This window comes from Cellulomonas sp. JZ18 (assembly GCF_009720485.1).
Lineage (GTDB): Bacteria > Actinomycetota > Actinomycetes > Actinomycetales > Cellulomonadaceae > Cellulomonas.
This window is the reverse complement of the sequence record NZ_CP045245.1, coordinates 1,126,096-1,152,649: the sequence shown is the minus strand read 5'-3', so window position 1 is coordinate 1,152,649 and position 26,554 is coordinate 1,126,096. Positions and strand designations below refer to the sequence as shown.

The 26,554-nt window shown below is 76.2% G+C and carries 23 protein-coding genes and 1 pseudogene; 19 read left to right on the top strand and 5 right to left on the bottom strand.

Annotated features, from left to right (window positions below; genetic code table 11):
- The first annotated feature begins 302 nt into the window (after positions 1-302).
- Entirely contained in the window at positions 303-2,150 is a 1,848-nt protein-coding gene (locus tag GC089_RS05360) for a DEAD/DEAH box helicase (protein WP_370514071.1), read from the top strand.
- A gap of 81 nt (positions 2,151-2,231) precedes the next feature.
- Here GC089_RS05360 and GC089_RS05355 read toward each other — a convergent pair whose 3' ends face one another.
- Together GC089_RS05355 and GC089_RS05350 are read right to left on the bottom strand one after the other, a co-directional pair.
- Positions 2,232-2,855, bottom strand: a complete 624-nt coding sequence (locus tag GC089_RS05355; protein ID WP_155376773.1) for a MarC family protein — start codon at positions 2,853-2,855, stop codon at positions 2,232-2,234.
- Positions 2,852-3,694 carry a PHP domain-containing protein gene (locus GC089_RS05350; protein WP_155376772.1) on the bottom strand — a complete coding sequence of 281 codons (843 nt, stop codon included), beginning with the start codon at positions 3,692-3,694 and terminating at the stop codon, positions 2,852-2,854. Before GC089_RS05350 ends, GC089_RS05355 begins: the two co-directional genes overlap by 4 nt.
- A gap of 114 nt (positions 3,695-3,808) precedes the next feature.
- Here GC089_RS05350 and GC089_RS05345 point away from each other — a divergent pair, with 114 nt between their 5' ends.
- Positions 3,809-5,335 carry an aminopeptidase P family protein gene (locus tag GC089_RS05345; RefSeq protein ID WP_196250888.1) on the top strand — a complete coding sequence of 509 codons (1,527 nt, stop codon included), beginning with the start codon at positions 3,809-3,811 and terminating at the stop codon, positions 5,333-5,335.
- 98 nt (positions 5,336-5,433) lie between these two features.
- Here GC089_RS05345 and GC089_RS05340 read toward each other — a convergent pair whose 3' ends face one another.
- Positions 5,434-6,108: a general stress protein gene (locus GC089_RS05340; RefSeq protein WP_155376770.1), complete on the bottom strand. Its 675-nt coding sequence runs from the start codon at positions 6,106-6,108 to the stop codon at positions 5,434-5,436.
- A gap of 156 nt (positions 6,109-6,264) precedes the next feature.
- On the opposite strand from GC089_RS05340, the gene GC089_RS05335 reads away from it, so the two are divergent.
- The 17 genes and pseudogenes from GC089_RS05335 to GC089_RS05255 all read left to right on the top strand — a co-directional run bounded on the left by GC089_RS05335 (position 6,265) and on the right by GC089_RS05255 (position 24,942).
- Positions 6,265-6,915 carry an ECF transporter S component gene (locus GC089_RS05335; RefSeq protein ID WP_155376769.1) on the top strand — a complete coding sequence of 217 codons (651 nt, stop codon included), beginning with the start codon at positions 6,265-6,267 and terminating at the stop codon, positions 6,913-6,915.
- Positions 6,912-8,651, top strand: a complete 1,740-nt coding sequence (locus tag GC089_RS05330) for an ABC transporter ATP-binding protein (protein WP_155376768.1) — start codon at positions 6,912-6,914, stop codon at positions 8,649-8,651. Before GC089_RS05335 ends, GC089_RS05330 begins: the two co-directional genes overlap by 4 nt.
- Positions 8,648-9,448, top strand: coding sequence for an energy-coupling factor transporter transmembrane protein EcfT (locus GC089_RS05325; RefSeq protein ID WP_155376767.1), 801 nt, complete (start codon positions 8,648-8,650; stop codon positions 9,446-9,448). Before GC089_RS05330 ends, GC089_RS05325 begins: the two co-directional genes overlap by 4 nt.
- A gap of 70 nt (positions 9,449-9,518) precedes the next feature.
- On the top strand, positions 9,519-10,334 hold the full coding sequence (locus tag GC089_RS05320; protein WP_155376766.1) for a siderophore-interacting protein: 816 nt from the start codon (positions 9,519-9,521) through the stop codon (positions 10,332-10,334).
- A gap of 92 nt (positions 10,335-10,426) precedes the next feature.
- Positions 10,427-11,728, top strand: coding sequence for a magnesium transporter MgtE N-terminal domain-containing protein (locus GC089_RS05315; protein WP_155376765.1), 1,302 nt, complete (start codon positions 10,427-10,429; stop codon positions 11,726-11,728).
- Positions 11,721-12,260: a DUF1003 domain-containing protein gene (locus tag GC089_RS05310; RefSeq protein ID WP_155376764.1), complete on the top strand. Its 540-nt coding sequence runs from the start codon at positions 11,721-11,723 to the stop codon at positions 12,258-12,260. Before GC089_RS05315 ends, GC089_RS05310 begins: the two co-directional genes overlap by 8 nt.
- Positions 12,261-12,397: 137 nt before the next feature.
- Positions 12,398-13,531, top strand: a pseudogene (locus GC089_RS05305) (Mrp/NBP35 family ATP-binding protein); the annotation flags it as partial.
- A 75-nt stretch (positions 13,532-13,606) separates the two neighbouring features.
- Positions 13,607-14,455 (top strand): DeoR/GlpR family DNA-binding transcription regulator, encoded by an 849-nt coding sequence (locus GC089_RS05300; RefSeq protein ID WP_155376763.1) that lies wholly within the window; start codon positions 13,607-13,609, stop codon positions 14,453-14,455.
- On the top strand, positions 14,452-15,654 hold the full coding sequence (galT, locus tag GC089_RS05295; protein WP_155376762.1) for a galactose-1-phosphate uridylyltransferase: 1,203 nt from the start codon (positions 14,452-14,454) through the stop codon (positions 15,652-15,654). The genes GC089_RS05300 and galT overlap by 4 nt, the downstream gene beginning before the upstream one ends.
- Before the next feature lie 32 nt (positions 15,655-15,686).
- Positions 15,687-16,943 carry a galactokinase gene (galK, locus tag GC089_RS05290; protein ID WP_155378947.1) on the top strand — a complete coding sequence of 419 codons (1,257 nt, stop codon included), beginning with the start codon at positions 15,687-15,689 and terminating at the stop codon, positions 16,941-16,943.
- 179 nt (positions 16,944-17,122) lie between these two features.
- A complete protein-coding gene (locus GC089_RS05285; RefSeq protein ID WP_155376761.1) occupies positions 17,123-18,124 on the top strand; it encodes a hypothetical protein in 1,002 nt (333 codons plus the stop codon).
- 7 nt (positions 18,125-18,131) lie between these two features.
- On the top strand, positions 18,132-19,787 hold the full coding sequence (locus GC089_RS05280; protein WP_230685073.1) for a hypothetical protein: 1,656 nt from the start codon (positions 18,132-18,134) through the stop codon (positions 19,785-19,787).
- Positions 19,784-20,503 carry an ABC transporter ATP-binding protein gene (locus tag GC089_RS05275; protein WP_155376760.1) on the top strand — a complete coding sequence of 240 codons (720 nt, stop codon included), beginning with the start codon at positions 19,784-19,786 and terminating at the stop codon, positions 20,501-20,503. The genes GC089_RS05280 and GC089_RS05275 overlap by 4 nt, the downstream gene beginning before the upstream one ends.
- On the top strand, positions 20,500-21,747 hold the full coding sequence (locus GC089_RS05270; RefSeq protein ID WP_155376759.1) for an ABC transporter permease: 1,248 nt from the start codon (positions 20,500-20,502) through the stop codon (positions 21,745-21,747). The genes GC089_RS05275 and GC089_RS05270 overlap by 4 nt, the downstream gene beginning before the upstream one ends.
- Positions 21,748-21,920: 173 nt before the next feature.
- On the top strand, positions 21,921-22,949 hold the full coding sequence (locus tag GC089_RS05265) for a biotin/lipoyl-binding protein (RefSeq protein ID WP_155376758.1): 1,029 nt from the start codon (positions 21,921-21,923) through the stop codon (positions 22,947-22,949).
- On the top strand, positions 22,946-23,743 hold the full coding sequence (locus tag GC089_RS05260; RefSeq protein ID WP_155376757.1) for an ABC transporter ATP-binding protein: 798 nt from the start codon (positions 22,946-22,948) through the stop codon (positions 23,741-23,743). The genes GC089_RS05265 and GC089_RS05260 overlap by 4 nt, the downstream gene beginning before the upstream one ends.
- Positions 23,740-24,942, top strand: coding sequence for an ABC transporter permease (locus GC089_RS05255; RefSeq protein WP_155376756.1), 1,203 nt, complete (start codon positions 23,740-23,742; stop codon positions 24,940-24,942). Before GC089_RS05260 ends, GC089_RS05255 begins: the two co-directional genes overlap by 4 nt.
- 84 nt (positions 24,943-25,026) lie before the next feature.
- Here the strand turns inward: GC089_RS05255 and GC089_RS05250 are convergent, their stop codons facing one another.
- Both GC089_RS05250 and GC089_RS05245 read right to left on the bottom strand, forming a co-directional pair.
- Positions 25,027-25,848: an exodeoxyribonuclease III gene (locus GC089_RS05250; protein WP_155376755.1), complete on the bottom strand. Its 822-nt coding sequence runs from the start codon at positions 25,846-25,848 to the stop codon at positions 25,027-25,029.
- Positions 25,849-25,916: 68 nt separating this feature from the next.
- On the bottom strand, positions 25,917-26,396 hold the full coding sequence (locus GC089_RS05245) for a VOC family protein (protein ID WP_155376754.1): 480 nt from the start codon (positions 26,394-26,396) through the stop codon (positions 25,917-25,919).
- Positions 26,397-26,554: the final 158 nt, after the last annotated feature.

The window sequence follows — 26,554 nt, the reverse complement described above, 5'->3', positions numbered from 1 at the left end:
CGCATGCTAACGCCGCGTCGGCACGTCCACCGCGGCGGCCGCGGACCCGCCCTGTAGAGTGGCGGGGTACAACCCGTACATCGGTTGCCCGGTCGTCCTGTTCCCCGGTCCTCGCGGACCACCTCGCACGACGCGGCCGCTGCGGCACCTGCCGCTCCCGCGCCCCGCGAGGCGACCTCCACGATCGGCTGCCGGCCAACCCGCGTGGCGCCGCCCCGCCCGCCGCCGGGCCCCGTACGCCACGCGCACGGAGGGCCCGGTGCGGTGCGCGAGCCGCCACCCCGCCCAGTGAAGAGTCCCGCGTGACCACCGACACCACCGTGAACGACGACGCGGCCGAGCAGGTCCCGGCCGCCACCACCGACCACGCCGACGACGTCACCGCCGACGAGCACCGCACCGTCGCCGACGCCGTCCCCACCGCCGTCCCGACCGGCACCCGCCGGGCCGCCTCCGTGCAGGCCGTGGACGCCTCCTTCGCCGACTTCGGCATCCGCGACGAGATCGTGCGCGCGCTCGCCGCCGCGGGCATCAGCCAGCCGTTCCCCATCCAGGCGATGACGCTGCCCGTGGCGATGTCCGGCCACGACATCATCGGCCAGGCCAAGACCGGCACGGGCAAGACCCTCGGCTTCGGCGTCCCGCTGCTGCACCGCGTCGTCGCCCCCGGCGAGGAGGGCTACGACCGCCTCGCCGCCCCCGGCGACCCGCAGGCGCTGGTCGTCGTGCCGACCCGCGAGCTCGCCGTCCAGGTGGCCGGCGACCTCGCGATGGCCTCGACTCAGCGCAAGGTCCGCATCGTGCAGGTCTACGGCGGCCGCGCGTACGAGCCGCAGATCGAGGCGCTGCAGCGCGGGGCCGACGTGGTCGTCGGCACCCCGGGCCGCATGATCGACCTGCTCAACCAGCGGCACCTGCGCCTGAAGCACGTGTCCGAGGTCGTGCTCGACGAGGCCGACGAGATGCTCGACCTGGGCTTCCTGCCGGACGTCGAGAAGCTGCTCGCGGCGACCCCGCCGACGCGCCACACCATGCTGTTCTCGGCCACGATGCCGGGTGCGGTCGTCGCGATGGCCCGCCGCTACATGTCGCAGCCGACGCACATCCGCGCGCAGGACCCCGACGACGACGGCCGCCAGACCGTCAAGAACATCAAGCAGGTCGCGTACCGCGCGCACGCGCTGGACAAGGTCGAGCTCCTCGCCCGCATCCTGCAGGCGCGGGACCGCGGCCTCACGATCGTGTTCGCCCGCACCAAGCGCACCGCCGCCAAGGTCGCCGACGAGCTCGTCGAGCGCGGGTTCGCGGCGGGTGCGCTGCACGGCGACCTGGGCCAGGGCGCGCGCGAGCAGGCGCTGCGCGCGTTCCGCAACGGCAAGGTCGACGTGCTCGTCGCCACCGACGTCGCGGCACGCGGCATCGACGTCGAGGACGTCACGCACGTCGTGAACTACCAGTGCCCCGAGGACGAGAAGACGTACCTGCACCGCACCGGCCGCACCGGCCGCGCGGGCAACAAGGGCACCGCGGTGACGTTCGTCGACTGGGACGACCTGCCGCGCTGGGGCCTCATCGACAAGGCGCTCGGCCTCGGCATCCCCGAGCCGGTCGAGACGTACTCGTCGTCGGACCACATCCACACCGACCTCGACATCCCCGAGGGCGTCACGGGCCGCCTGCCGCGCGACCAGCGCACGCGTGCGGGCCTGCAGGCGGAGACGCTCGAGGACGTCGGCGAGACGGGCAAGCGCGGCGGCGGTGCGCGCCCGGCGCGCGACGGCGGCGAGGGTCGCGGACGCGGCGAGGGCCGGGGACGCGGCGAGGGCCGGGGACGCGGCGAGGGCCGGGGCGAGGGTCGCGGACGCGGCGAGCGTCCTGCGGGCGAGCGCCGGCCGGACGAGCAGGGCCCCGAGGGCGACGCGACCGGCGAGGGCCGGTCGCGCCGGCGCCGTCGTGGTGGCCGCGGCGGTGCCGCGGGCGAGGGTGACGCGGCGGGCGCGGGTGCGACGGCCGCCACCGACGCCCCGGCCGCCGAGGGCGAGGGCACCGGCGAGGGCGGTCAGCCCCGGCGCCGCCGTCGTCGTCGCGGCCGCGGCGGCGCGGGCTCCGGCGAGGGCGCGGCCCCCGAGGCGACGCCCGCCGACGCCTGACGGACGGCACGGGCACGACACGGCCCCGGTCGGGATCCCCGACCGGGGCCGTGCTCCGTCCCGAGGGTGGCCGACGCGGGGTCAGGCCTCCCCGCGGACGAACGCCATCACGGCGTCCGCGAGCAGCTGCACCGCGATCGCCGCGAGCAGCAGACCGGCGATGCGGCTGACGAGCATCGTCCCGGAGTCCTTGAGGACCCGGTGGATCGCGTTCGCGAACCGCATGGACAGGTACAGGCACAGGTGCACGAGCACCACCGCGAGCGCGATGGCGACCCAGTGCGGCGGCTCCGACGCCTGCTGCACGAACACCATCGTCGCGACGATCGCGCCGGGACCGGCGAGCAGCGGCGTGCCGAGCGGCACGAGCGCGACGTTGCCCTGCGTGCCGAGCTCGGTGTCGGAGCCGTCCATCTTGCCGGTCAGCAGCTCCATCGCGACGAGCAGGAGCAGCAGACCACCCGCGGCCTGCAGCGCGGGCAGCGACACGTGCAGGTAGTCGAGCAGCGACCGCCCGAACAGCGCGAAGCCGACGATGACGCCGAAGGCGACGAGGATCGCCTGGCGGGCGGCGCGCGCCCGCTGCTGGCGGGTCATCGAGCCGGTGAGCGCGAGGAAGATCGGCACGGTCCCGGGCGGGTCCATGATGACGAAGAGCGTCACGAAGGCCGAGATGAACAGCTGTACGTCGAGCACGCCGCTCACGCGGCCACCACCTCCGTCGTCCCCTGCTCCGCGATCGCGGCCAGCACCTGCGGGTCGGTGAGATTCTCCCCCAGCCGGTTGGCCTTGCCGGTCCCGTGGTAGTCGCTCGAGCCGGTCACGAGCAGCCCGAGGCGCGCGGCGATCGCGGTGAGGCGCTCGCGCTGGGCCGGCGTGTGGTCGCGGTGGTGCACCTCGAGGCCGGCGAGGCCTGCGTCGGCGAGCTCGTCGAACACGCGGTCGGGCACGATGCGGCCGCGCGCGTCGGCCCCGGGGTGCGCGAACACCGGCACGCCGCCGGACGCGCGGATCGCCGCGACGGCGGCGGGCGCCTCCGGGGCGTAGTGGTCGACGTGGTACGGCCCGCCGGTCGCGAGCAGGTGGGCGAAGGCCGCGTCGCGGTCGGGGACGACGCCCCGCGCGACGAGGGCGTCGGCGATGTGCGGGCGGCCGACGGCGACCGCGTCCCGCGCCTGCTCGAGCACGTCCGCCCAGGTGATCGGCACGTCCCGGGCGAGCCGCTCGACCATCCGCTCGGCGCGGTGCGCGCGCGAGTCCCGGGCGCGCGCCAGCTCCCCGGCGAGCGCGGGGTGCGCGGGGTCCTGCAGGTAGCACAGGAGGTGGACGCTGATCCCCCGCGAGCGCGCGGACACCTCCGTGCCGCGCACGAGACCCACGCCGAGCTGCCGCGCCGCGGCGGCGGCCTCGTCCCAGCCGGCGGTCGTGTCGTGGTCGGTGAGCGCGACGACGTCGAGGCCCGCGGCGCGCGCGGACGCGACGAGGTCCGCGGGCCGCTCGGTGCCGTCGGAGGCGGACGAGTGCGTGTGGAGGTCGATGCGCACCCGCCGAACGCTAGCGCCGCGACCGGGCTCGGGTCGTGGGACCCCGCCTGCCGTCGACCGCCCGGGACGGTGCAGACTGGACGGGTGAGCGCCGACGACGTGACCCCCGAGACCCTGACCCCCGAGACGCCCGTGCCGGCGTCGGGCGAGGAGCAGGACCTGGCCGACCGCAACGCGAACCGGTCGCACCGCCCGCAGTCCGAGCGGTTCCTCGAGTTCGTCACGTCGGGCTGGGGCGAGCGCCCCGAGGGTCGCGCCGAGCGCTCGCGCGCCGCGGACTTCACGGCCGCGCGCCGCTCGCGCCTGTCGGCCCTGTTCCCCGGCGCCCGCCTCGTGGTCCCCGCCGGCACGTTCAAGGTCCGCTCCAACGACACGGACTACCGGTTCCGCCCGCACGCGGCCTTCACCCACCTGACCGCGCTGGGCACGGAGCAGGAGCCCGACGCCGTCCTCGTGCTGCACCCGGTCGACGACGGCACGGGCGACGACGGCTCCGCGCACCGGGCGGTGCTCTACATGAACCCGCTCGCCGGGCGCGACACGCCCGAGTTCTTCTCCGACTCGCGCTACGGGGAGTTCTGGGTGGGTGCGCGTCCGACGCTCGAGGAGGTCGCGACGACGACGGGGATCCGCACCGCGCACCTGGACGACCTGCGCGACGCGCTCGCCAAGGACGTGGGCACCGGCGGCGTCGAGCTGCTCGTGGTCCCCGAGGCCGACCCGACCGTGGAGGCGGTCGTCGCCGATATCCGCGCGCAGGAGGCGGCGGGCGAGCGGGACGAGCGGCTCGCCGAGGCGCTCTCGGAGCTGCGCCTGGTCAAGGACGCCTACGAGGTCGAGCAGATGCGCGAGGCCGTCGACGCGACCGTGGAGGGCTTCGCCAAGATGGTCCGCGCCCTGCCGGCCGCGGTCGCGCACCGCCGGGGCGAGCGGGTGCTCGAGGGCACGTTCATCGGGCACGCGCGCCAGGAGGGCAACGACGTCGGGTACACGACGATCGCGGCCGCCGGCGAGCACGCGACGACGCTGCACTGGACGGACAACGACGGCCGGGTCGAGCCCGGTCAGCTCGTGCTCATCGACGCGGGCGTCGAGGCGGACTCGCTGTACACGGCCGACGTGACGCGCACGCTGCCGGTCGACGGCACGTTCACCGAGGTGCAGCGCCGCGTCTACCAGGCGGTGCTCGACGCCGCCGACGCCGGGTTCGCGGCCGCCGTCCCGGGGGCCCGGTTCCGGGACGTGCACGACGCCGCGATGCGCGTGCTCGCCGCCCGCCTGGCCGACTGGGGCCTGCTGCCGGTGAGCGCCGAGGAGTCGCTGCTGCCGGAGAACCAGCACCACCGCCGGTGGATGGTGCACGGCACGAGCCACCACCTGGGGCTCGACGTGCACGACTGCGCGCAGGCCCGCGGTGAGCTCTACCTGGACGGCGTCCTCGAGCCGGGCATGGTCTTCACGATCGAGCCGGGCCTGTACTTCAAGTCCGACGACCTGCGCGTGCCGGCCGAGCTGCGGGGCATCGGCGTGCGCATCGAGGACGACGTGCTCATCACGGCGGACGGCAACGAGAACCTGTCCGCGGCGCTCCCGCGCGACCCCGACGCGGTCGAGGCGTGGATGGCGGCCCTGCGGGGCTGACCCTGCGGGGCTGACCCTGCGCGGCTGACCGCTGCCCGGGCGTCACGACGACGGGCCGCCCCCGACCGCTGCGGGGGCGGCGGCCCGTCGTCGTGACGTCAGGCCTGCGGCGGCGGCTGCGGCGTGCCGGGCGGCGGGGTGCCGGGCTGCGGCGGGGCGGGCTGCGACGGCCCGGGGTACGACGGCCCGGGCTGCGGGGCCGCCCCCTGCTGCGGGGGTGCCGGGTACGACGACCGCGGGTCGGACGGCGGCGGACCGACGGGCGCCACGGGTGCGGGGGCGGTGCCGACCACGCCGCCGACCTCCTGCAGGATCGCGCGCGCCCGGTGCGCGTGCTCCTCGTGGCAGAGCACGGAGTACGACGACGCCACGATCTGGCTCGCGGACGCGAAGTCGCGCCGGTTGCGCGTCATGGCGTACGTGATGACGGAGAAGAGCAGGCCGAACGCACCGCCGAAGAGGATGGCGGGCAGCAGCACGCTCGCGCTGTTGGGCGGCGAGAACAGCGTGAGGAGCAGGCCGACGAACAGGCCGAACCAGGCGCCGGACGCGAAGCCGCCGAGCGCCGCGCTCGGGTAGGACAGGCGCCGCAGGACGCGCTCGACCATGCGCAGGTCGGTGCCGACGATCGTCACGTGCTGCACCGGGAACGCCTTGTCGGCGAGCACGTCGACCGCCTTCTGGGCCTCGAGGTAGGTGCGGTACGACGCCACCGTCTCGCCCGTGGGCAGCGTCGGGGTGCTGGGGATCCGACCGGATTGCGAGAAGGCCATGCGCCGATCCTCCCGCAGGCCGCCGGGCCCCGCCAGGCATGCGGCGACGACCCTGGACACCCGTTGACGCTGAGGTGAGCCTTACCTCACACTTGCGCGGGCCGCACGACGCGGCCACCCGACCCGGCACCGCCGGAGGCGACGGAGGAACGCGCGATGACCCGCTGGAGCACCCGCCTGCTGCTGTCCTGCGCCGCGATCGGCGTCGGGGGCGGCCTCGTCGGCATCCCCAGCTTCTACCTCTTCACGAGCCTCGCCACGGCGGCGCCGTTCCTCATGGGCCTCGCCGCCGGGTTCTACCTGCTCCCGGGCACGATCGCGCTGGCCGCGTTCCGCCGCCCGGGCGTGGGCTTCCTGTCGACGATGCTCGCCGCGGTCGCCGCCGCCCCGTTCGTGCCCGGCAGCTTCACGACGCTCTACGGGTGGCTCTACGTGGCCGTGCTGCTCGAGGTGCCGTTCGCGCTGCTCGGCTACCGGTGGTGGCGCGCCCCGGTGTTCTACGTCGCGCCCCTGGTCGGGACGGCGTTCTACACCTGGACCTGGTGGACGTACTACGACATCGGCGGCTACCAGGTCTGGGCGCAGGTGGCGCTGCCGACGCTGCTGCTCGGGACGATGCTGCTGTTCACGTGGCTCGCGCGGGTCGTCGCCGCGCGGCTCGCGGCCACCGGCGCGATGCGCGGGCTGCGCCTGCCGGAGGACCGCCGCCGCCGGGCGACGGCCCCCGCAGCGCCCGCAGCGTCCGCACCGTCCGCGGCGCCCTCGGCGTCCGCCCCGGCGGCCGACGTCCCGGCACCGACCGCGTGAGCGTCCGCGTCGAGGACGTCCGCATCCGGCACGAGGGCCGCACGGCCTGGACGCCGGACGGGGTGACCTTCGAGGTGCGGCCCGGGGAGGTCGTGCTGCTGCTCGGCCCGAGCGGGTCGGGCAAGTCGACGCTCGCCCTGGCGCTCGACGGGCTCGTCCCGCACGCGGTGCCGGCCGAGCTGGCGGGACGCGTCCTCGTGGCGGGCACGCCGACGACGAGCACCACGGTCGCCCGGCTGTCCGAGCACGTGGCGATGGTCTTCCAGGACCCCGACGCGCAGGTCGTCACCGGGACCGTGCTCGACGAGGTGTGCTTCGGCCCCGAGAACCTGTGCGTCCCCGCCGACGAGGTGCTCGCACGCGCCGAGCAGGCGCTGCGTGCCGTCGGGCTGTGGGAGCGGCGGTCGGACGCGCCGGACGTGCTGTCGGGCGGCGGCCGGCAGCGCCTGGCGATCGCGTGCGCGCTCGCGCTGGGCTCGCCGGTGCTCGTCCTCGACGAGCCGACGGCCAACCTCGACCCCGTGGGCACCGAGGAGGTGTACGCGGCGCTGCGCGCGGTCGTCGCCGACGGCACGCGGGCCGTCGTCCTCGTGGAGCACGACCTCGACGCGGCCGTCGACCTCGTCGACCGCGTCGTCGTGCTGGACCGCGGCGGCCGGCTCGTGCTCGACGGGCCGACGCGTGCGGTGCTGGCGGACCGCGCCGAGGAGGTGGCCGCGCTCGGCGTGTGGCTGCCGGTCGCGACGCTGGCCGCGCTGCGGCTGCGGGCGGCCGGCGTCCCGCTGGACCCGCTCCCCCTGACCCCGGCCGAGCTCGCGGCAGGGCTCGACGCGTGCGAGGTCCTCCCCGCCCCGCAGGTGCCCGCGGCGCCGGCGGGCGCGCCCGAGGTCGAGCCCGCCGTGCAGGTGCGCGGCCTCACGGTCCGGCGCGGCGGACGGACCGTGCTCGACGACGTGCACCTCGACGTCCCGGCGGGCGCGGTGCTCGCGCTCGTGGGCGTCAACGGCGCGGGCAAGACGACGCTCGCGCAGGCGGTCGCCGGCGTCGTGCCGCCGCCGAGCGGGACGGTCCGCGTGGGCGGCGTCGACCCGGCGCGCACGCCGCCGCGCACGCTCGTGCGGCACGTGGGGTTCGTCTTCCAGAACCCGGAGCACCAGCTGGTCCGCGGCACGGTCGCCGACGAGCTCGCGCACGGGCTGCGCCTGCAGGGGACCGACGAGGCCACGACGGGCGCCGCCGTCGACGACCTCCTGCGCCGCCTCGACCTGACGGCCGAGCGCGACGTGCACCCGTTCCTGCTCTCCGGCGGGCAGAAGCGGCGCCTGTCGGTCGGGACGGCGCTCGTGACCGGGGCGCGCGTGCTCGTGCTCGACGAGCCGACGTACGGGCAGGACCGCGCGCGCGCCACGGAGCTGCTCCTGCTCCTCGAGCGCCTGGTGGCCGACGGCACGACCGTCCTGCTCGTGACGCACGACCTGCAGCTCGTCGCCGACCACGCCACGCACGTCGCGGTGCTCCGGGACGGGCGCGTGCTCGCCGCCGGCCCGACGTCGCAGGTGCTCGCGGGCACCGCCCTGGACGACGCGGGCCTGCTGCCGCCGCCGCTGGCCCGCGCGACCCGCCGGGTGCGCCGCCACCCCGCGTGGCGTGCGGTGGCCCGCCTCGCGGACCTGCCGCCCGCGGCCACGGCGCAGGTCGCGCCGCGCCCCGGGGCCGGCGTCGGGGTGCGGTCGTGAGCGCGGCGGCCGCCGTGGCGCAGGCGTGGGCGCCCGACGTGCGTCCCGGCGTCCTGCGCCGGCTCAACCCGTTGTCGAAGGTCGCCGCGACGCTGCCGGCGACCGTGCTGCTCGTGGTGTGGCACGAGCCGGTGGCCGCGCTCGTGCTCGCGGCGGCCGCGGCCGCGGTGCTCCTCGGAGGCGGTGGCCTGCCCGCCCGGGTGCTGGTGGGCCTGCTGGTCGTCGGGCCGCTCGCCGCCGTGGCGGTCGGCGTCGCCCTCGGCCTGTGGGTCGCGCCGACGGTGACGGCGGGCTCGCCCGTCCTCGTCCGGCTGGGGCCGCTCGCCTACACGCAGGCGGCGCTCGCCGAGGGGCTCGGTACGGTCGCGCGCCTGTACGCCGTGCTGCTCCTGGCGTCCGTGGGCGGGCTCACCACGACCGGCCCGGACCTGGTGCGGGCGGCCCAGCAGCACCTGCGCGTGCCGTACCGGGTGGGCTGGACCGCGCTGGCGGCGTTCCGGTTCGTGCCGCGGTTCGGGCACGAGCTGGCGGTCATCCGCGCCGCCCACCGGGTGCGCGGCACCGACACGGGCACGGGCCCGGTCGCGGACCTGCGCCGCTACGTCGGGTACGCCGTGCCGCTGCTCGCGGGGGCGCTGCGGCACGCCGAGCGGGTCGCGCTCGCGATGGACGCCCGCGGCTTCGGCGCGCACCCGACCCGCACGGAGCGCCACCGCGTGCCGTGGCGGGCGCGGGACACCGCGCTCGTCGCGCTGACGTGGGCCGGCACGCTGGCGACCTGGCTCCTGCTGCGCTGACCCGCGCCGCCGTCCCCCGACCCCTTCCCCCGGCCACGCCCCGAGCACCGGCCCGACGACGAGGACCACCGTGACCCGTTCCAGCACCCTGCTCAAGCCCGTGGACCAGCGACTCCTGCGTGGCGAGGTGCTGGCCCGCCGGCGCGTCACGCCGCACATGCTCCGCGTGACCGTCGGCGGCGGCGAGCTCGCCGCGGCCTTCGAGCCCCGCGGCGCCGACCAGTGGTTCCGCCTGTTCGTGCCCCGGCCCGGGCAGGACGCGCTGCACCTGCCGTCGGGCGTGGACCTCAAGGGGTACGCCCGCTACCTGACGATGCCCGAGTCGCGTCGCCCGCTGCTGCGCAACTACACGGTGCGCGCCACGCGGCCGGGTGAGGTCGACGTCGACCTGGTGGCGCACGGCGACCTGACGCCCGGCACGGTGAGCGCGGCCGGGTGGGCGGCCCGCTGCGAGGTCGGCAGCCCCGTCGCGCTGCTCGACGAGGGCGTGACGTTCGCGGACGACGGGACGCAGGACTGGACGCTCGTCGTCGCGGAGGAGTCGGGCCTGCCGGCGGCCGCGGGGGTGCTCGCGGCGCTGCCCCGTGACGCGCGCGGGATCGCGTTCCTCGAGGTGCCGACGCGTGAGGACGTGCAGCCGCTCGAGGCCCCGGACGGCATCGAGGTGCGCTGGCTGGTGCGGGACGACCCGCACGCCGTGCCCGGAGCGCTCGCGCTGCGGACGGTCACGGCCGCGGCGCTGCCCACCGGGCGGCCGTACGCGTTCGTCGTGGGTGAGCAGGCGCTGCCGCAGGGGGTGCGGCGGCACCTCGTCGCCCAGGGCGTGGCGAAGACGGACATCGCGTTCTGCGGCTACTGGAAGCACGGAGCAGGGCCGGCGCGCTGACGCGGTCGGCGTGGCCGCCGCGGCGCCGTCGGCGGTGGCGCCCGGGGGTCCGCACCGGGTCGCGCAGGCCCTGCGGCACTAGGCTGACGGGCGTGAGCAGCGTCGGGACCAGGGTGTTCGTCGCGCGCCTCGCCGGCACGAGGGTCTTCGACCCGCTCGGGGACGAGGTCGGGCGGGTGCGCGACGTCGTCGTGCTCGTGCGGCTCAAGGGTGCCCCGCGCGCGGTGGGCCTCGTCGTGGAGGTGCCCGGCCGGCGCCGCGTCTTCCTCCCGCTCACGCGGGTGACGAGCATCGACGCCGGTCAGGTCATCTCCACGGGCCTGGTGAACATGCGGCGCTTCGAGCAGCGCGCGTCGGAGACGCTCGTCGTCGGCGAGCTCCTGGACCGCACGGTCGAGCTGGCCGACGGGTCCGGCAGCGCCCGCGTCGAGGACGTCGCGATGGAGCAGCAGCGCAACGGCGACTGGCTGGTCGCGAAGGTGTTCGTGCGCCGGGCGGACCACCGGGCGGGGCTGCTGCGCCGGCGCGGGGAGACGCTGCTGGTGCCCGTCGACCAGGTGCGCGGGCTCGCCCGGCCGAGCGCCGACCAGGGCGCCGAGCTGCTGCTCGCGCAGTACGAGGACATGAAGGCCGCCGACCTCGCCGACGTGCTGCACGAGCTGGGGCTGACGCGCCGCCTCGAGGTGGCGAGCGCACTCGACGACGAGCGCCTCGCGGACGTGCTCGAGGAGCTGCCCGAGGACGACCAGGTCGCGATCCTGCGTGCGCTCGAGCTGCCCCGTGCGGCCGACGTCCTCGAGGCGATGCAGCCGGACGACGCCGCGGACCTGCTCGGCGAGCTGCCGCAGGAGCAGGCGGCCCAGCTGCTCGAGCTCATGGAGCCCGAGGAGGCGAAGGACGTCCGCCGCCTGCTGGCGTACGAGGACAACACCGCGGGCGGTCTCATGACGACCGAGCCGGTCATCCTGGGCCCGGAGACGTCGATCGCGGCGGCCCTCGCGCACGTGCGGCGCCAGGACCTCACCCCTGCCCTCGCGTCGCTCGTGTTCGTGGCACGTCCCCCGCTCGAGACGCCGACCGGCCGGTTCATCGGCGTCGTGCACCTGCAGCGCATGCTGCGCGAGGCGCCGCACGAGGCGATCGGGCAGATCGTCGACACCGACCTCGAGCCGGTGGCCGTCGGCACGCCGCTGCTGTCCGTGACGCGTCAGCTCGCGACGTACAACCTGCTCGCGCTGCCGGTGGTCGACGAGCAGCGGCGCCTGCTGGGCGCCGTCTCGGTCGACGACGTCCTCGACCACCTGCTGCCCGAGGACTGGCGCGAGACGGACGACGAGAACGCCGGTCCGCCGACACGGCCGACGCCGGTCGTGCGGGGGGTGCGTCGTGGCTGACCGCCTGGACCAGCCGCGCGAGGGCCGGCGGTCGCTGCTGCCGCGCGTGCACGTCGGCGAGGACGCGTCGGGGCGCGTCTCGGAGTCGATCGCGCGCTTCCTGGGTACCCCGCGCTTCATCTTCTACCTGACGGTGTTCTGCGCGCTCTGGCTGCTGTGGAACGCCGACTGGGGACCGGACCGCTTCCGGTTCGACGACCCGGCGAACGGCTTCACGGCCCTGACGCTCATGCTCTCGCTGCAGGCGTCCTACGCCGCGCCGCTGATCCTGCTCGCGCAGAACCGGCAGGCGGACCGCGACCGCGTGCAGGCCGAGCAGGACCGGCAGCGCGCGGAGCGCAACCTCGCCGACACCGAGTTCCTCGCGCGCGAGATGGCGTCGCTGCGCATCGCGCTGTCGGAGGTGGCGACGCGCGACTTCGTGCGCTCGGAGCTGCGCAACCTGCTGGAGGAGCTGCAGGCCGAGCAGGACGACGACGCGTCCGGCGACCGGGTGCGCGGCGAGGGCGCACCGCGGGCCGCCGACCGCTGACGCCGCTCCGCGCACGTCCGCCCCGGACGGGCGGCCTCCCCGGTCGAGGGCCGACCGTCCCGGACGCCCTCCGGGCCCGCGACCTACGATGGCGGCATGCCCGCCCCGTCGACCCCCCGTCCGGCACGCCCGCGGACCCCCTCGTCCAGGCGGTCCGCACCGCGCTGGACGGCGTGCAGGACCCCGAGATCCGCCGGCCGGTCACCGAGCTCGGCATGGTGCGCTCGGTGCACGTCGAGCCCGCGGCGGGGGGTGCGCTCGTGGTCGTCGGCCTCGACCTGACGACGCCCGGCTGCCCCCTGAAGGACACCCTCACGCGCGACGTGACCGCCGCGGTCGAGCCGCTCGACGGCGTCGTCGGGGTGCGCGTCGACCTCGGGGTGATGACCGCCGAGCAGCGCCAGGCGCTGCGTGCGCAGCTGCGGGGCACGGACGCCGAGCCGCAGATCCCGTTCGCGCAGCCCGGCTCGTTGACGAAGGTGATCGCGGTCGCGTCGGGCAAGGGCGGCGTCGGCAAGTCGTCCGTGACCGCCAACCTCGCCGTCGCGATGGCGGCCGAGGGACTGCGGGTGGGCGTCGTCGACGCGGACATCTACGGGTTCTCGATCCCCCGGATGCTCGGCGTCGACCGTCCGCCGACGAAGGTCGACGACATGCTCCTGCCGCCCGTCGCGCACGGGGTGAAGGTCGTCTCGATCGGGATGTTCGTCCCGGCCGGGCAGCCGGTCGTGTGGCGCGGGCCGATGCTGCACCGTGCGCTGCAGCAGTTCCTCGCGGACGTGTTCTGGGGCGACCTCGACGTCCTGCTGCTGGACCTGCCGCCGGGTACCGGCGACATCGCGATCTCGGTGGCGCAGCTGCTGCCGGGCTCCGAGATCGTCGTGGTCACGACGCCGCAGGTCGCGGCCGCGGAGGTGGCCGAGCGGGCCGGGTCCGTCGCGGTGCAGACGCGCCAGCGCGTGGTGGGCGTCGTGGAGAACATGGCGTGGCTGACGCAGCCGGACGGCTCGCGGCTGGAGCTGTTCGGCTCCGGCGGCGGCGCGCGCGTGGCCGAGAACCTCACCCGCCTCACCGGGTCGGACGTGCCGCTGCTGGGGCAGGTGCCGCTCGACGTGCGGCTGCGCGAGGCCGGGGACACCGGCACGCCCGTCGTCCTGGCCGACCCCGGTGCGGAGGGTGCGCTGGCCCTGCGGGAGGTGGCGCGCACGCTGGCCGCCCGGCCGCGCAACCTCGCGGGACGGCCGCTGGGGCTCTCCCCCGTCGGGCGCTGACACCCGGGCGGCACGGGCCGCCCCACCTCCGCCGGGCATGTTGGTTTCTGTTCGGTCCTGGTGAATACTGTTGGCATGCTCGCGTCGCAGCGTCAGGAGCGGGTCCTCGCCCACGTGCGGACCCACGGGGCCGTGCGCGTCGCGGACCTCGTGCGCACGCTCGGGGTCAGCGACATGACGGTCCGGCGCGACATCGCCGAGCTCGCCCGCGCGGGCCTCGTGCGCCGCGTGCACGGCGGCGCGGTCGCCCCCGACACGCCCGCCCGGTCGACCGACGAGCCCGGGTTCGAGGCGAAGCGCACGTGGGCCGGCCCCGAGAAGGCCGCCGTGGCCCGGGCGGCACTCGCCGACGTCGAGGCCGGCCAGGCGCTCGCGCTGTCCGCGGGGAGCACCACGTGGCTGCTCGCCTCCCTGCTCGCCGCGGACCCGGCGCTGCGCCCGCTCACGGTCGTCACCAACGGCCTGCGCGTCGCCGACGTGCTGCACGCCGCCGGGGACGACGCGCTGGAGGTCGTGCTCACCGGCGGGACCCGGACGCCGTCCGACGCGCTCGTCGGCCCGGTGGCCGACGCCGCCCTCGCCGCCCTGCGCGTCGACCGCACGTTCCTGGGCGTGCACGGCCTCGACGCGGACGGCGCCACGACGCCCAACCTCGCCGAGGCGGCGACGGACCGCGCGCTCGTGCGCTGCGCCGCCGCGACCACGGTGCTCGCCGACCACACGAAGTGGGGCATCGTCGGCCTCGCCCGCATCTGCGGGTACGACGACGTCGACACGCTCGTCACCGACGCGGGCGTACCGGACGACGCGCGCACGCACCTCTCGGCGTCCGTCGGGCGCCTCGTCGTCGCACCGGTGGACGCACCGGCCGACTCCCCCGCCCGCACCCCTGACGCCGCCCCGACCCCCGGAGACCAGCCGTGAGCACCCCGCAGCCCGCACCGCAGGCCCGCGTCCGCCGCACCAGCACCCGGCTGGCGGACGGCCGCGAGCTCATCTACTTCGACGACTCCGAGCCGTACGTGTCGGGTGCCGCGACGCGCCGCCTCGACGACCCGCGCCCGCTGCCCGACAGGTTCGCACCCGTCCCGGGCCCGGACGGCAGCCCCCAGCCCGTCACCGGGCCGGAGCTGCGGCGCGACCCGCTCACGGGCGAGTGGATCCCCATGGCGGCGCACCGCATGAACCGCACGTTCCTGCCGCCGGCCGACGCGAACCCGCTCGCCCCGGCCAAGCCCGGCGCGACGTACCAGGACGGCGAGATCCCGGACACCGACTACGACGTCGTCGTGTTCGAGAACCGCTTCCCGTCCCTGCTCGCGGTGCCCGGCCTGGACGACACCACCGAGGACGTCGACGGCGAGGCGCTGTGGCGCCGACGGCCGGCGGCGGGGCGGTGCGAGGTCATCTGCTTCTCGTCCGACCCCACCGCGTCGCTGTCGAGCGTCACGCCGCACCGCATGCGCACGATCGTCGAGGCGTGGGTCGACCGCACGCAGGTGCTGTCCGCGCTGCCGGGCATCGAGCAGGTCTTCTGCTTCGAGAACCGCGGCAAGGAGATCGGGGTGACCCTGCACCACCCGCACGGGCAGATCTACGCGTTCCCGTACGTGACCCCGCGCACGCGGGCGATGCTCGCGCAGGCGCAGGAGCACGCCGAGGGCACGGGCCGGCTGCTGGGCCGCGACGTGCTGGACGCCGAGCTGCGGCACGGCGAGCGCGTCGTGCTGGAGTCCGAGCACTGGGTGGCGTACGTGCCGTTCGCCGCCCGCTGGCCCGTCGAGGTGCACCTCGCCCCGCGCCGCGACGTGCCGGACCTGCCGGCGCTGACCGACGCCGAGCGGGCGGACCTCGCGGTCACGTACCTGACCCTGCTGCGCCGCCTCGACCAGTTCTTCGTCGACGGCGACGGCGCGGCGATCCCGCTGCCGTACATCTCCGGCTGGCACCAGGCCCCCGTGCACGAGGGCCGGGAGGTCTCCCGACTGCACCTGCAGGTGTTCTCGGTCCTGCGCGCCCCCGGCAAGCTGAAGTACCTCGCCGGCGTCGAGTCCGGCATGGGCGCCTGGATCTCCGACACGACGCCCGAGCGCATCGCCCGCCGCCTGCAGGAGCTGGCGTGAGCACCGACCCGACCCCCGCACCGGAGCACGCCATGACGACCGACGCCCCCGCCCCGCAGCCCACCTGGACCCCCGCCTGGGACCGCGCCGAGGGCGAGGAGCGGGCCCGCGCGCTGTTCGCCGCGACGTTCGAGTCCCCGCCCGACGGCGTGCGGTCCGCACCGGGCCGGGTCAACCTCATCGGCGAGCACACCGACTACAACGGCGGGCTCGCGCTGCCGATCGCACTGCCGCACCGCACCTACGCGGCCGTCGCACGTCGGGACGACGACCTCGTGCGGCTCGTCTCGGCGCAGGAGCCCTCGGGCGTGCGCGAGGTGCGGCTGGCCGACGCGGTGCCCGGTGCGGTCACCGGCTGGCCGGCGTACGTGGTCGGGGTGGCGTGGGCGCTGCGGGAGGCGGGGCACGCGGTCGGCGGGTTCGACGTCGCGATCGACTCGTGCGTGCCGTTCGGCGCCGGCCTGTCGTCGTCGGCGGCGCTCGAGGCGGCCGTCGCGGTGGCGCTCGACGCGCTGTTCGGCCTCGGCCTGGCCGGCACGGTCGTCGACGGCGCGGCGGACGACGACGCGGGACGCGCGGCGCTCGCCGACCTGTGCGTGCGCGCGGAGAACGAGATGGCGGGCGCCCCGACGGGCGGCATGGACCAGGCGGCGTCGCTGCGCGCGCGCGCCGGGCACGCCCTCCTGCTCGACTGCCGCGACGGCGCGGTGCGCCACGTCCCGTTCGACCTGGCGGCCCACGACCTGGCGCTGCTGGTCGTCGACACGCGCGCGCCGCACTCGCACGTGGACGGCGAGTACGCGCAGCGGCGCGCGGCGTGCGAGCGGGCGGCGACGCTGCTCGGTGCGCCGGACCTGCGCGAGGTGGCGCAGGACGCGGACCTGCGCGCCCGTGCCGACGCCGCGCTGGCCGACCAGCCGGACGGCGAGGTGCTCGTGCGCCGCGTCCGGCACGTCGTCACCGAGATCGACCGCGTGACGGCGTTCGTCGGACGGCTCGAGGACGGGGACGTCCGCGGCGTCGGGCCGCTCATGGACGCGTCGCACGCGTCGCTGCGCGACGACTACGAGGTGTCCTGCCGCGAGCTGGACGTCGCGGTCGCGGCCGCCCGCGAGGCCGGTGCCCTGGGCGCGCGCATGACCGGCGGCGGGTTCGGCGGCTCCGCCGTGGCGCTGGTGCCGGCGGAGCGGCTCGACGCCGTGGCCGGCGCGGTCGCGGCGGCGTTCGACGCGGCCGGTCTGCGCGCACCCGCGTTCGCGGTGGCCGTGGCGGCGCCGCCCGCGGGCTGAACGATCCCGCCGGAGGAGGCGGCGGGCGGCGCGTGCGCCGGGAGGGCCAGGTCACGGCTTCACAACTCATCCCCCGGTCGGACCCGCCCGCACGGGTCACGCGACTAGGGTCGCCTTGACCGCAGTCGTCCGCATTCGTGACGACTCGTCCTCCCCTGGTGCCGCCGAAAGGGCTCGTCATGCGCTCGAACATCACCGCCTCCGTCGGCGCCCTCGCCGGCGCCGTCGCCCTGCTCCTCGCCGGCTGCACCGGCGGGGACGGCGACGGTGGGACCGCTCCCTCCGACACCGAGACGGGCCCGCTGACCGCCTTCTTCGAGCGCGTCGGCGGGAGCATGGACTCCGAGGACGGGAAGGCGCAGCAGCGGCGCATCGAGGAGCTGGTCGCCGAGTGCATGGCGGAGCAGGGCTTCGAGTACACGCCCGCCGAGCCGATGGACATGGGCCCGGTGCCGGGCGAGGGCGACGTGCCCGCGTGGGACACGCTGGAGTTCGCGAAGACCTACGGCTACGGCGCGACGACCGGTGACGAGCTGTGGGGCAGCGGCGACGGCGAGGAGTGGGTCGACCCGAACCAGGACTACGTCTCCGCGATGTCCGAGACCGAGCAGCAGGCCTACTGGACCGCGCTGTACGGCGAGATGACCGAGGAGACCCTCGACCCGGAGGCCGAGGCGGAGGTGCCGGACTGGACCGAGCAGGGGTGCACGGGCGCGGCCTCGCACGAGGCGAGCGGCGCCATGCAGATCTGGGAGGACCCGGGCCTGCGCGAGGCGATGGACGAGATGAACCGCGAGTTCGAGAGCCTCGCGGACGACGAGCGCGTGCGCGAGGCCACGACCGAGTGGGCGCGGTGCGTGGGTGAGGCGGGCTACGACTTCGCGACGCCGCAGGACGCGCAGAACAGCATCTTCGAGGAGTACAACGCGGTGATGGGCTTCGACGCGGAGCCGCCCGCGGAGGGCGAGGCGCCGCCGGAGCCGGACCAGGCCGCGCTCGACGCCCTGCGCGAGAAGGAGATCGCGCTGGCCACCGCCGACCGCACGTGCCAGGACGAGACCGGCTACGCCGACGTCCAGCGCACGGCGCAGGCCGCGATGGAGGAGCGGCTGTGGGAGAAGTACGGCGACCAGCTCGAGGCCGCGGCCGAGGCGCACGGCATCTCCGCCGACGAGGAGTGACGGCGGCGTGAGCGCGCACGTGAGCGGCGGACGCCGCACGATCGTCGCCATGGCCGTCGTGGCCGTGCTGTGCCTGACGGCCGGGGTGCTGCTGTCCCGGGTGATCGTCTCCCCCGGCGCCGCCGCGGCCGACGCCGCACCCCCCAGCGCGGGTCCCGTCACCGTCCCGGTGGAGCGCCGGGCGATCGGCAACGAGGTCGTGCTCCGCGGCGACGTCGGGTACGACGACCCGGTCGAGCTGCGGGTGGAGACCGGCGGTACCGAGGGTGGCCCGGCGGTGGTGACCGGCCAGGTCAAGGAGGTCGGTGCGACGCTCGACGCGGGCGCCGTCGCCCTCGAGGTCGTGGGGCGCCCGGTCGTCGTGCTGCCCGGCGAGCTGCCGACGTACCGGTCGCTGCGCGCCGGCGTGTCGGGTCCGGACGTCCAGCAGCTGCGCACCGCGCTGCGCGCCCTGGGCATCGACGGCGGCGACCCGGCGAACGCGACGTACGACGCGGCTGCGGCCGCCGGCGTGCGCGCGCTGTACCAGCGGGTCGGCTACCCGGCACCCACGGCCGGCGACGAGGCCACGGAGGCCGTCGAGGCCGCGCGCGAGGCCGTGACCGCGGCGCAGGAGGGTGTGCGCACGGCGCAGTCCGCCCTCACCGCGGCCGGCCGGTCCGACGCCCGGACCTCGGTGACGGAGCTCGACGGCGCGGTGCGCGTCGCCGAGGCGCGCGTGACGTACCTGGCCGCGCAGTGCGCGCTGCCGCTCGAGCAGCGCGACCCGGCGGCAGCGGACTGCTCGCCGCCCGCCGCCGTCGAGGCGGACGCCGCTCTGCAGAGCGCGCGCGCCGCCCGCGCCGCCGCGGACGCACCGGTCGACACGAGCGCCGAGCGGGCCGCCGTCCGCGCCGCGCAGGAGCAGCTGGCGGCGGCGCGCAGCGCCCTGGCCGAGGCCGAGGCGGACACGCTGACCCCGTTGCCCGCCGCGGAGGTCGTCTACCTGCCGTCCCTGCCCCGGCGCGTCGACGAGGTGCAGGTCCGCCGTGGCGGCACCGTGTCCGGTGCCTTCATGACGGTCTCGGGCGCCACGGTCCAGGTGACCGCGACGGCCACGCGTGCGGACGCGGAGCTGCTCGCTCCCGGCACCGCCGGCACGATCACCGTCGACGACGCGGAGATCCCGGTCACCGTGGCCGAGGTGAAGGACGCGCGCGCCGGCTCCGGAGGCGACGCCGGGCAGACCGACGGCGCCGCCGCCGACGACGCGACGGGGGGCGGCGCGGCCGGCGGCTCGGAGGAGGGGACGCGGCCCTCCGGGGACCGCCGCACCGTGGTCTTCGCCGTCGGCGCGGCCACCCCCGAGCAGGTCGCCGCACTCCAGGGGACGAACGTGCGGGTGCGGGTGCCCGTGAGCTCGACCGACGGCGAGGTCCTGGCGGTGCCGCTCGCGGCGCTCACCGCGGGGCCGGGCGGCGAGAGCCGCGTCGAGGTCGCCGACGGGGGCGCCACGCGCCTCGTCGAGGTGACGACCGGACTCGCCGCCGAGGGCTACGTCGAGATCACCGGCTCGGACGAGCCGCTCGAGGAGGGCGACCTGGTGGTCGTGGGCGCCGCCGGTGACGACGCCGGGGCCGGGGACGACCCGTCCCCGGACGACGCCGAGACGGAGGACCGGTGACCGTCCTGGACCTGCTCGGGTCGCCCGAGCAGGTCCAGGACCGCGCCCCGGTCGTCGAGCTGCGGGCCGTCGCCCGCCAGTTCTCCGGCGACCCGCCCGTGCACGCGCTGCACCCCACCGACCTGCGGGTCGACGCCGGGGAGTACGTGTCCGTCGTCGGACCGTCCGGCTCGGGCAAGTCGACGCTGCTGCACCTGCTCGGCCTGCTCGACAGCCCGACCGACGGCGAGTACCTGCTCGACGGACGGCCGACGTCGGGTGTCGGCGAGCGCGAGCGCGCCGCGCTGCGGGCCACGCGCATCGGCTTCGTGTTCCAGGCGTTCCACCTGCTCCCGCACCGCACCGTGCTCGAGAACGTGCTGCTCGCGACGGTGTACAGCGGCGTGCCGCGGGCCGAGCGCCGGGACCGGGCGGTCGCGGCGCTCGAGCGGGTCGGCATGGCGCACCGCCTCGACTTCGTGCCCACGGTCCTGTCGGGCGGTGAGCGGCAGCGGACGGCCGTCGCCCGCGCGGTCGTCGCGCGGCCGGCCGTGCTGCTCGCCGACGAGCCGACGGGCAACCTCGACTCGGAGAGCTCGCAGAGCGTGCTCGCGCTGTTCGACGAGCTGCACGCCGAGGGGCTCACGCTCCTGGTCATCACGCACGACGACGACGTGTCCGCCCGCGCCCAGCGCCGCGTGCGCATCGCGGACGGCCGCCTGCGGGAGATCGCGTGACCGCGGTGGCCGTCCGCGTCGCCCGCGCGGACCGGTACGGCGTGCGCGACCTGCTCGCGGAGGCGGCGGCCGGCGTCGGCGCACGTCCCGGCCGGCTGCTGCTGACCATCCTCGGCACGGTGCTCGGCATCGCGTCCGTGGTCGTCACCGTGGGCCTGGCGCAGACCGCCGCGGTGCAGATCAACCAGCAGTTCGACGCGGTCGCGGCCACGCAGGCGGTCGCGTCCGCCGCGACGAGCCAGAGCCGCGACGGCCAGGAGCGCGCGCTCACCCGCCTGCCGTGGGACGCGGCCGACCGGGCCGAGCGGATCGCCGGCGTCGCGGCGGCCACGCTCGTCAGCGAGGTGGACCTCGCCGGCGCGGACGTCTCGGCGGTGCCCGTGCACGACCCGTCGGCGCCGCGGACCACCGCCCCCCCGGTGCTCGCGACCGGCCCGCACGCGCTCGAGGCCCTCCAGGGGCACCTGCAGCAGGGGCGCTGGTTCGACGCCGGCCACGACGCACGCGGCGACCGCGTGGCCGTGCTCGGCGCCGACGCCGCCCGGCGGCTGGGGGTGCAGCGGGTCGACCGGCAGCCGTCGGTCTTCGTCGGGGACCGCGCCTACCAGGTCATCGGCATCCTCGACGACGTCGCGCGGCGCACCGACCTGCTGGGCGCGGTCGTGCTGCCCACCGGCACCGCGCGCGCCGACCTGGGCCTCGAGGCCGCGGACGAGCTGCACCTGCACGTCGCGATCGGGTCCGGCTCGGTGGTGGGGGCGCAGCTGCCGGTGGCGCTGGACCCCAACGAGCCCGACGCGTTCACCGTCGGCGTGCCGCCGTCGACGTCCCGGGTGCGCGAGAGCGTGCAGGCGGACGTCAGCACGATCTTCCTGGCGCTCGGCGGCGTCGCCCTGCTCGTCGGCGGCGTCGGCATCGCCAACGTGACGCTGCTGTCGGTGCTCGAGCGCGTCGGCGAGATCGGCCTGCGGCGCGCGCTCGGTGCGACGCGGCGGCAGATCGCCGCGCAGTTCGTCGTGGAGTCGGTCGTGATCGGGCTGCTGGGCGGGCTCGTGGGTGCGGCGCTCGGTGTCGCCGTCGTCGTCGTGGTGTCCGCGGCGCAGACGTGGACGCCGGTGCTCGACCTCGCCATGGTCGGCCTGGCCGTGCTCGCGGGCGGTGCGATCGGCCTGCTGGCCGGCCTGTACCCGGCGCTCAAGGCAGCGTCCGTCGAGCCGATCGCCGCGCTGCGTGGCGGCGTGTGAGCCCTCCCGCCCGCCGTCGTCGCGGCGCTCGGAACGCCCACGCGCGCCCGGGCCGCACCGGTACGGTCCGGGTCTGACGGGCGCGTCCGGTGACGCCACGTCCCACCGGGTCGTCGTGACCCGTGTCCCCCGGCGGCCGTCCGGCCGCCGTCCCCTCGTCGTGAGGAGCCCCCGTGGTCCGCCGCCACGTCTTCCCCGCCCTGCGCCTGCTCGTCTGGGCGGTGATCGCGGTGGCGCTGGTGAAGATCGCCTTCACCGGTGCCGACGTCACCGCCCAGGCCTCCGGCGCCCAGCCCACGGGCACCGTGACCGACCGGACGGTGGAGGTCACCACCGGCACCGTGACGAACGCCGTCACGGTGCGGGGCTCGGTCGTCGCCGACCCCGCCGTGCCCGTGCGCGCCACGCTGGCCGGCACCGTGTCCAAGGTGCTCGCGACCGACGGCCAGCGTGTCGAGGCCGGCGCCGCGCTGCTCGAGGTGCGGCAGGAGACACCCCAGGAGCCGCTGACCCGCACCGACCCCACGACGGGCGAGACCACGGTGACCGAGCGCAAGCCGAAGGTCGTCGTGCAGCAGGTGACGGCGCCGGTCGCCGGCACCCTCAGCCTGCCGACCCTGAAGGACCAGGTCGTCGCGGTGGGCGACACGGTCGGGCAGGTTTCCCCCGGCACCCTGTCCGTGTCGGGCACGCTGACCCCCGACCAGCAGTACCGCCTCGTCGGCGCGCCCGCGGAGGCGGCGGTCACGCTCAAGGGCGGTCCCGCACCGTTCACGTGCACCGGCGTGCGCATCGGCGCGGCGCCGGCGACTCCCAGGGCGGTGCCCGGGACCGACGCCGACCCGGCCGCACCCACGTCCGGGACCCTCACGTGCGCCGTCCCCGCCGACGTCACCGCGTTCCCCGGCCTCGGCGCGGACATCGAGGTCGTCAACGGCACGGCGGCGGACGCGCTGGTCGTGCCGGTGACGGCGGTGCAGGGGTCCGTCCAGCGCGGCAACGTCTGGGTGGTCGCCGAGGAGGGCGCGGAGCCCGAGGAGCGCGCGGTCGGGCTCGGCCTGACCGACGGCCAGCTCGTGCAGGTCACCGAGGGCCTCGCGCTCGGCGACCGGGTCCTCGAGTTCATCCCGGTGCCCGGCGCGGCCGGCGAGGTCGACTGCGCCGACCCCGCGCAGTACGACCCGGCGGTGTGCGGCGGATGAGCATGCTCGAGCTCCGCGACGTCACGCGCGACGTCCTGCTGCCGGACGACCGCGTGCTGCACGTCCTGCGCGGGGTGACGCTGAGCGTCGCCGCGGGTGAGCACGTGGCGGTGGTCGGCCGCTCCGGGACGGGCAAGTCGACGCTGCTCAACATCCTCGGGCTGCTCGACGCGCCGACCTCCGGCGACTACCTGCTCGAGGGCACGCCCGTCACCGCGCTGTCGAGCCGTCGCCGCACCCACCTGCGCGGCCGGGACTTCGGGTTCGTGTTCCAGCAGTTCCAGCTGCTGCCGGGCCGCACCGCGCTGGAGAACGTGGCCGCGCCGCTGCTGTACGCGAGCGGGCGGCAGTTCTGGCGCCGGCGCGACCTCGCGGCGGCGATGCTGGACCGGGTCGGCCTCGGTGACCGGCTCGACACCATGCCCGACAAGCTCTCCGGCGGCGAGCAGCAGCGCGTCGCGGTGGCGCGCGCGCTGGTCCGCGGGCCGCGCGTGATCCTCGCGGACGAGCCGACCGGCGCCCTCGACGTCGAGACCGGGCAGCAGATCATGGACCTGCTCGACGACGTCGCGTCGGAGACCGGCGCGGCGCTCGTCACGATCACGCACGACCTCGCGGTCGCGGCACGCGCGCAGCGGCACTACCGGCTCGCCGACGGCGTGCTCGTCCCGGTGGACGTCGGCACCGCCGGGCGCGTCGCGGACTGGGTGGGGGACGTGCCGACGCACCTGCCCGCGGCCCGCGGCGGCGTCCCCGAGCTCGGCCCGTCCGTGCCCGCGGCGGTGCAGCCGTGACCGGGTTCGTCGGTGCGCTCGTCGAGGCCTGGGACGAGCTGCGGATCCACAAGCTGCGGGTGCTGCTCGCGCTCATCGGCGTCGCGGTGGCCGTCGCGGCCATCACCGGCGTGACGGCCGCGGTGCAGATGCTGACGCAGGCGTTCCAGGAGCAGTCCGACCGGGAGATGGGCCGGCGCGTGACGATCGCCGTCGACGCGTGGTCGCAGGGCGAGCAGTCGGCGGCCCCCGCCGCCCTGACCGCCGAGTACGCGCGGGTGCTGGAGCGGTACGACATCACGTGGGCGAGCCGCGACTGGAGCACGCACGTGCCCTTCCGGTTCCCCGACGGCACGCGTGCGGCGGCCGTCCGTGCCGTCGACCCCGACCTGGGCACGATGCAGCGCATCCAGGTCGTGGAGGGCCGCTGGTTCGCCGAGGCGGACGTCGACGCGCTCGCACCGCTGCTCGTCGTCAACCGGGCGTTCCTCGACCAGGTGGGGGCGCGCGACCTCGCGGAGCCGCTGACGGTGGAGCTCGGCGACGTGACGCCGGTGCGCAGCCGGGTCGTCGGGCTGGTGGAGGACCGCTGGCCGAACGCGGACCCCGAGGCGTACGTCCTGTACGACCAGCTGATGCGCTGGTACAGCCCGGAGGCCGCTCCCGGCTACCAGCAGGCCCCCACGCTCAAGCTGTGGGTCCCGCCGGAGATCGTGGACGACCTCGTCCAGCGGCTGCGCGCCGAGATCAGGGCGGCGGTGCCCGGCTGGGAGGTCGGCACGTACGACAACCGGAGCACGGGAGCGGCTGTGCTCGACGGCGCCGCCCGGTGGGTGGCGCTCGGCGTCGGCACCTTCGCGCTCCTGCTCGGCGGTCTCGGGCTCGTGAACATCGCGCTCGTCACCGTGCGGTACCGGATCCGGGAGATCGGGATCCGCCGCTCGTTCGGGGCGACGTCCGGGCGCGTGTTCGTGGGGGTGCTGCTGGAGTCGGTCGTCGCGACGGTCGTGGCTGGCCTCGTCGGGGTCGTGCTCGCGGTCGCGGCGGTCAAGGCGATCCCGGCGGACGTGCTGTTCGGCGGGCTGCAGGACCGTCCGCCGTTCCCGGTCTCGGCGGCGCTGATCGGCATGGCGTGCGCGACGGCCGTGGGGGCGCTGGCCGGGATCCTGCCCGCCACGGTGGCCGTGCGAGTCAAGGTGATCGACGCGATCCGGTACTGAGCGCCCGGCCGGCGCCGGTGCGGCACGCCGAGGGGGTGGGACGGCGGACGTCCCACCCCCTCCGCGTGCGCGGGTCCGGCGACGTCAGAGGTCGTACTCGACGACGAGCGGGGCGTGGTCGCTGAACCGCGCGTCGTACGTGGCGGCCCGGTCGACGGTCGCGGTCCGTGCGCGGGAGGCGAGCGCGGGCGTGGCGATCTGGTAGTCGATGCGCCAGCCCGCGTCGTTGTCGAACGCCTTGCCGCGCCAGGACCACCACGTGTAGGGACCGGGTCCCGGTCCGCCGAGGTCGCGGCCGAGGTCGCGCCAGCCGAGCTCGTCGAACCAGCGGTCGAGGTAGGCGCGCTCCTCGGGCAGGAAACCCGCCTTCGTGAGGTTGCCCTTCCAGTTCTTGATGTCGACCTCGCGGTGCGCGATGTTCACGTCGCCCGCGACGACGACCAGCCGGTCGTCGCGCTGCAGCTCGCGCATCCGCTCGGTGACCCGCTCGAGGAACGCGTACTTCTCGTCGAGGGACGGCGTCCCGGCCGTGGCCGAGTGGATGTAGGCCGAGACCACCGTGAGCGACCGGGCGGGGCGGTCCCCCTCGGCCGGCAGCTCGAGGTCGGCCTCGACCCACCGTCCGGAGTCACCGGTGACGCCCGTGCCGAGGCCGATGCGCACGGCTGTCATCGGCACGCGGGACGCGATGGCGACGCCGGCGCGCCCCTTCACCTCGGCGGCCTCGTGCGCGAGGTCCCACGCGTCGGCAGGCAGGTGGTCGGCGAGGATCTCGTCCGAGCCCCGGACCTCCTGCAGCAGCAGCACGTCCGGCTTGCGGACGTCGAGCCACTCCTGCATCCCACGGCGGAACGCGGCACGGATCCCGTTGACGTTGACGGAGGCGACGGTCAGCACGCGTGCCATCCTCCCCCACCGCACCGACACGCCCGACCGCCGGCCCTCCCCTCCACGGCCGGCGGTCGGGAACTGCGTCACTCCCCGGCGTACGCCGCCTCCAGCGGGGCGATCTCGAGCTTCGTCATTGTGAGCATGGCCTTCGTGGCCCGGGCGACGCCCTCCGCGTCGGGCCGGGTCATGATGTCGTCGAGCGCCTTCGGCACGACCTGCCAGGACACGCCGAAGCGGTCCTTGAGCCAGCCGCACTGGCCCGGCTCCCCGCCGTCCGCCTGCAGCGCCTCCCAGTAGTGGTCGACCTCCTCCTGCGTCTCGACGGAGAGGTAGAACGAGAACGCCTCGTCGAGCCGGAACGCGGGCCCGGCGGTGAGGATCGTCACGGCGTGCCCGTCGAGCTCCATCTCGACGACGAAGGGCTCGCCCTCCGGGACGTCGGGCACGCCCGCGGGTGCCGGGACGACCGACGTGATGCGGGACCTCGGCACCACGGACGCGTAGAACTGCGCGGCCTCGTGGCCGCGCTCCGGGAACCACAGGTGGGTGCGGACCATGCCCATCGTCGTGCTCCTTCACGTGCGTGCGGACGGTCAGGAGGGCAGACCGCCGGCACGTCGTCGACTCATCGGCACACGACGCACCGGCACGCGACGCATCGGCACGAGACGCCCCGACTAGCGCCCCGGCCCGGGACGCACGAGGGCCCCGGGTGCGCGCA

Bases quoted from the DNA above. Each gene is read 5' to 3' on its own strand.
- GC089_RS05300 (WP_155376763.1), top strand. From the start codon at position 13,607: ATGCTCGCGTCGCAGCGTCAGGAGCGGGTCCTCGCCCACGTGCGGACC.
- GC089_RS05340 (WP_155376770.1), bottom strand. From the start codon at position 6,108: ATGGCCTTCTCGCAATCCGGTCGGATCCCCAGCACCCCGACGCTGCCC.
- galK (WP_155378947.1), top strand. From the start codon at position 15,687: ATGACGACCGACGCCCCCGCCCCGCAGCCCACCTGGACCCCCGCCTGG.
- GC089_RS05285 (WP_155376761.1), top strand. From the start codon at position 17,123: ATGCGCTCGAACATCACCGCCTCCGTCGGCGCCCTCGCCGGCGCCGTC.
- GC089_RS05335 (WP_155376769.1), top strand. From the start codon at position 6,265: ATGACCCGCTGGAGCACCCGCCTGCTGCTGTCCTGCGCCGCGATCGGC.
- GC089_RS05245 (WP_155376754.1), bottom strand. From the start codon at position 26,396: ATGGGCATGGTCCGCACCCACCTGTGGTTCCCGGAGCGCGGCCACGAG.
- GC089_RS05260 (WP_155376757.1), top strand. From the start codon at position 22,946: ATGAGCATGCTCGAGCTCCGCGACGTCACGCGCGACGTCCTGCTGCCG.
- GC089_RS05250 (WP_155376755.1), bottom strand. From the start codon at position 25,848: ATGGCACGCGTGCTGACCGTCGCCTCCGTCAACGTCAACGGGATCCGT.